The following is a 4,441-nucleotide window of genomic DNA, read 5'->3' as shown; positions in this document are numbered from 1 at the left end:
GGCGCGGCCGAGCTGGTCGAGGAGTGCGGGCCGGTGTTGCGGTCGATGGGCGATCCGGAGGCGCTGGCCGCTCTGTCGGTGTTGCAGGGGATCGCCGCCGCACGTACCGGTGACGCGGCGACGGCAGGCGAGGCCCTCGGCACCGCGCTGCACGGCTACCACCGCCTCGGCCACGTGTGGGGACTCTCGCTGGCGCTGCACCTGGCCGCCGAACTGGCGGCCGGCCGGGGCGACCAGGCCGCGGCGGTGTCGCTGCTCGGCACGTCGGCGGCGTTGCGTGACTCGGTCGGTGCCGCCGTCATGCCGTTCAACCAGGTGTGGATCGACGCCGCCCTGGCGCGGGCGAGAGCCGTGCTCACCCCCGCGGCCTTCGAGACGGCGTGGCGGACCGGATATGCCGACCCGCCCGGCGCGGTCATCGGTGGGGCGCTGCGCGCCGCGGGTGTCGCCCACGAATAAGGATTCCGGAAGGCGCCGCCGCTAGCGTCGCCGCCATGCGAGGTGACGGGATCCAGGTTCTGGTCGTCGGTGCGGGCATCGCCGGCCTGGCAGCGGCGCACACGCTGCGGCAATGGGGGGCGACGGTCGAGATCGCCGAGCGGGCACCGGAGGCGGGCGCCCTCGGCACCGGAATCTACCTGCCGGGCAACGCAGTCCGGGCGTTGGACGCGTTGGGGCTCGCCGAACAGGTCGGCGCCCGCGCGGTGCGGATCCGACGGCAGCGGATCGCCGACCATCGTGGACGGGCTCTGTTCGACTTCGACGTCGACCAGGTGTGGCGGGGTGTCGGGCCGAGCCTCGCCCTGCACCGCGCCGACCTGCACCAGGTTCTGCTCGCCGCGGTCAAGGACGTGCCGATCCGGTGGTCCTGCTCGCCCGCGTCTCTCACCGACACCGACGACGATGTGCGGGTCGGCTTCGCCGACGGCACCGGCGGCCGGTACGACCTCGTGGTGGGCGCCGACGGCGTGCACTCCACGATGCGGCGACTGCTGTTCGGGGAGTCGGCGCCGGTCCGGCCCGTCGGACAGTACGCCCGCCGGTTCATCGCCGAGTGGCCCGGCGCCGCGCCCGAGTGGTCCTTGATGGCCGGCAAGGGGACGGTGTTCCTGACCATCCCGATCGGCGACGGGAAGGTGTACTGCTACACCGACTGCCCACCGAGCGCGGCCCGCTTGCCGCTGCCCGAGGTGCTCGCCGGCTACGGGGAGCCCGTGCCGACCCTGCTCGCCGCGTCGGCCGCCGCTCCCGTGCATGGCGCCGCCGTGGAGGAGGTGGTGCTGCCGCGCTGGTCGCGCGGATCGGTGCTGCTGATCGGCGACGCCGCGCACGCCACATCGCCGAACATGGCCGAGGGCGCGGCGATGGCGATGGAGGACGCGATCGTCCTGGCCGACACACTGGCCGGCCAGCACTCCCTTGCCGAGGCGTTTCGCGCCTATGAGCAGCGCCGCCGCGTCCGCACCGGCTGGGTCCTGGCGCAGACCCATCGCCGGGACCGCAGCCGCCGCCTGCCGCCAGTGATCCGCAACGCGGTGCTGCGCCGCACCGGGCGGCACCTGTTCACCGCCGGCTACGCACCCCTGCGCGCCCAGCCCTGATCGTCCGCCGGCAGGGCGACAATCGAGTACACACCCCGCAGGAGTGATCAATGGAGACCGTAGAGATCGATGGGCTGACGATCGCGTACGAGCGGGCCGGATCCGGTCCACCCTTGGTGCTGTCACATGGCTTCATCGGGGACGCCGTGTCGACCTGGTCCGGCCAGCTCGACGGCCTCTGCGACGAGTTCACCGTCGTGGCGTGGGACGCCCCCGGCGCCGGCCGATCGACGCCGCCGCCCGACTCGTTCCGCATCGCCGACTACGCCGGCTGCCTGGCGGGATTCGTCCGTGCCCTGCGGCTCGACCGACCGCACTTCGCCGGGCTGTCGTTCGGCGCGATCGTGACTCTCGAACTTTATCGCCGCCACCCGGGCGTCCCCCGGACCATGGTGCTCGCGGGGGCCTACGCCGGCTGGGCCGGCTCGCTTGCCCCGGCCGTGGTGACCGAGCGGCTACGCGTGTGCCTGACGCTGGCGGACCTGCCACCGGACGAGTTCGCCGCGGCGATGCTGACGTCGATGTTCTCCGAAGCAGCGCCGGCCGAGGCCGTCGCGAGGTTCGCCGACAGCGTGCGGGCATTCGACCCGGCCGGGTTCCGCGCCATGGCCCGATCCTCGGCCGAGGCGGACCTCCGGGACGTGCTCGCCGGCGTCACTGTCCCCACCCTGCTGCTGTCCGGCGACCGGGATGTCCGTGCTCCCCTGGACGTGGCGAACGCCCTGCACGCCGCGATACCGGAATCAACCTTGGTCGTCCTGCCCGGTGTCGGCCACGTCAGCTCGGTCGAAGCGCCCGAGCTCTTCAACCGCGAGGTCCGCGACTTCCTCCGAGACACGGCCTCCGGACTGGGTTGAGCCATTGGGGCTCAACCAGGTGCGCCGGCATCGAGGGACGACCGGGCCACGCGAAGGTTGGTGCGCACCACGACGCCGAGCATGAGCAGGCCGCACACGGCCTGCTCGACGCGCAGCCACACCGGGAAGGCGCCCGGCCAGGCCACCACAGCGATGATCGCGATCAGCACCACCATCGAGATGATCCGAAGCCGGCGGAACGAGCCGCGGTGGCCCGCCGCCGCGCGGCGGGCGAACAGCAGGAGCACCGCGGCGCTCGCCGCGACCAGGGACGTACGGACCCAGACGGCCGTGGTGACCAGAGCGGGGTGATGGCGCATCAGCGCCACGGCGACGACGGTGGACACGCTGATCACCAGGAAAGCGGTCAGCAGGCGCACAACGGCGTTCAGATGGTTGTTCTTCATGCCGTTCAGCCTGCGATCCGGAGTCGGTGCCAGGCATCGGCGCGGGGATCGAAGTTCCGTCTCCACCCGAGGGTGCAGACACGTCTACAACCCTGCGCTGATGGCTGCCGCCCCGATACCGCTCTAGGTTCGAAGGGTGCACACCGAGGAGCCCGCACTGACCCGTCTGCGGGTCGTGCGGTGGATGAAGTTGCTGACACCGCTGATGCTGGCGTGGTTCGTGTGGGCCGCCGCGGCCGCCGAGCCCGGGTTCGGGCTGACCGGCAGGCGGCTGGTCGTCGTGCTGGCCACCGCCGCGTTCGTGGCCGGGGTGTTCGGCCGCAATGCGACCGCCGAACGACCGATCCGGTCGACGCACGTGGTGTTCGTCGGGGCGATGCTGGTCAGCTCGGTGACGCTGGTGGCGGTGCAGCCCGGCGGGCCGGGCTCGGTGGGGGTGCTGGTTGCGGTGCTGTGCGCGGCGACCGGGCTGATGCCCGTACGGGTGGCTGTCCCGGTCTTGATCGCGGCGTTCGTGGTGCTCGAGATGGTGGCTTCGATCACCGGACAGGACTTCGGGTTCCTGGCCGTGCTCGCCGGGTTCGCCGTGCTGTTCGGTTCGATGTACCTGGCGTTCCGCCTGGCCGAGGCGCAGCGCGAGACCAAGCGGCTGCTCGCCGAGCGGGAAGCGGGTCAGGCGGCGCTGGCCGAGGCGGCCGTGCTGGCCGAGCGGCAGCGGCTCGCCCGCGAGATGCACGACGTGCTCGCCCACTCGCTGTCGGGGCTGTCGCTGCAACTGGAGGGCGCTCGCATGCTGGTCGCCCAGGATCCGGCCGATCCGCGACTGGCGGTCGCCATCGACCGCGCCCACCACCTCGCGCGCGCCGGTCTGGAGGAGGCCCGACGTGCCATCGGCCTGCTGCGCGACGACGACCTGCCGGGTCCTGACCGGTTGGCCGGGCTGGCCGAGCAGTTCGCTCGCGACCAGGCTGTGCCGTGCGAGTTGGCGGTGTCCGGAGAGCCGCATCCACTGGGGTCGCAGGCGCGGCTGGCCATCTACCGGGTGGCTCAGGAGGCTCTGACCAACGTGACCAGACACGCGTCGCCGACCCGCGTCTCGCTGCGCCTCGCGTACGAGTCCACGGGCACCCGCCTGATCGTCGAGGACTTCGCCACCGGGACGCTCGTCATTCCCGACGAGACCGACGGTTACGGGCTGAGCGGGATGCGGGAACGGGCGGAGCTGCTGGGCGGGACCCTCAGCGCGGGCGCGACCGGTCACGGATTCCGGGTCGAGCTGGCGGTGCCGGCATGATCCGGGTGCTCATCGCCGACGACCAGCGGGTGGTCCGCGAAGGGCTGAGCATGGTGCTCGCTCTGATGGAGGGCGTCGAGGTGGTGGGTACGGCCACTGACGGCGCCGAGGCGGTCACGCTGGTCCGAGCCGTACGGCCGGATGTCGTGCTCATGGACCTGAGAATGCCGAGATGCGACGGGGTCGAGGCCACCCGCCGCCTGCGTGCCGAGGCACCCGAGGTCAAGGTGGTGGTGCTGACCACGTATTCGGACGACCGGTCGGTATTGGACGCGGTGCGGG

6 protein-coding genes are annotated in these 4,441 nt (G+C 72.3%); 5 read left to right on the top strand and 1 reads right to left on the bottom strand.

Translation table 11 applies throughout. From position 1 onward, the window contains the following. From AB0M20_RS29060 to AB0M20_RS29050, 3 genes are all read left to right on the top strand, one after another. Positions 1–459 (top strand): hypothetical protein (locus AB0M20_RS29060; RefSeq protein WP_364303501.1); only part of this gene is annotated, 459 nt, incomplete at its 5' end. 35 nt (positions 460–494) lie between these two features. Next, the gene (locus AB0M20_RS29055) at positions 495–1,601 is read left to right on the top strand and encodes an FAD-dependent monooxygenase (protein WP_364303500.1); all 1,107 of its coding nucleotides are present in this window, start codon (positions 495–497) and stop codon (positions 1,599–1,601) included. Between the two features lie 50 nt (positions 1,602–1,651). After that, on the top strand, positions 1,652–2,458 hold the full coding sequence (locus AB0M20_RS29050; protein WP_364303498.1) for an alpha/beta hydrolase: 807 nt from the start codon (positions 1,652–1,654) through the stop codon (positions 2,456–2,458). 11 nt (positions 2,459–2,469) lie between these two features. Here AB0M20_RS29050 and AB0M20_RS29045 read toward each other — a convergent pair whose 3' ends face one another. Beyond that, positions 2,470–2,865 (bottom strand): hypothetical protein, encoded by a 396-nt coding sequence (locus AB0M20_RS29045; RefSeq protein ID WP_364303497.1) that lies wholly within the window; start codon positions 2,863–2,865, stop codon positions 2,470–2,472. A gap of 136 nt (positions 2,866–3,001) precedes the next feature. Between AB0M20_RS29045 and AB0M20_RS29040 the strand changes: the two genes are divergently transcribed. Continuing rightward, positions 3,002–4,159, top strand: coding sequence for a histidine kinase (locus tag AB0M20_RS29040; RefSeq protein WP_364303496.1), 1,158 nt, complete (start codon positions 3,002–3,004; stop codon positions 4,157–4,159). Further along, positions 4,156–4,441 (top strand): response regulator transcription factor (locus AB0M20_RS29035; protein WP_364303495.1); only part of this gene is annotated, 286 nt, incomplete at its 3' end. The genes AB0M20_RS29040 and AB0M20_RS29035, both read left to right, overlap by 4 nt.

The sequence above is a fragment of the Actinoplanes sp. NPDC051633 genome (genome assembly GCF_040681735.1).
Lineage (GTDB): Bacteria > Actinomycetota > Actinomycetes > Mycobacteriales > Micromonosporaceae > Actinoplanes.
The sequence above is the reverse complement of the archived record's forward strand: the minus strand, read 5'-3'. Positions and strand labels throughout refer to the sequence as shown.

Excerpts from the sequence above, each read along its gene's own strand:
- AB0M20_RS29045 (WP_364303497.1), bottom strand. The coding sequence starts at position 2,865 with ATGAAGAACAACCATCTGAACGCCGTTGTGCGCCTGCTGACCGCTTTC.
- AB0M20_RS29050 (WP_364303498.1), top strand. The coding sequence starts at position 1,652 with ATGGAGACCGTAGAGATCGATGGGCTGACGATCGCGTACGAGCGGGCC.
- AB0M20_RS29055 (WP_364303500.1), top strand. The coding sequence starts at position 495 with ATGCGAGGTGACGGGATCCAGGTTCTGGTCGTCGGTGCGGGCATCGCC.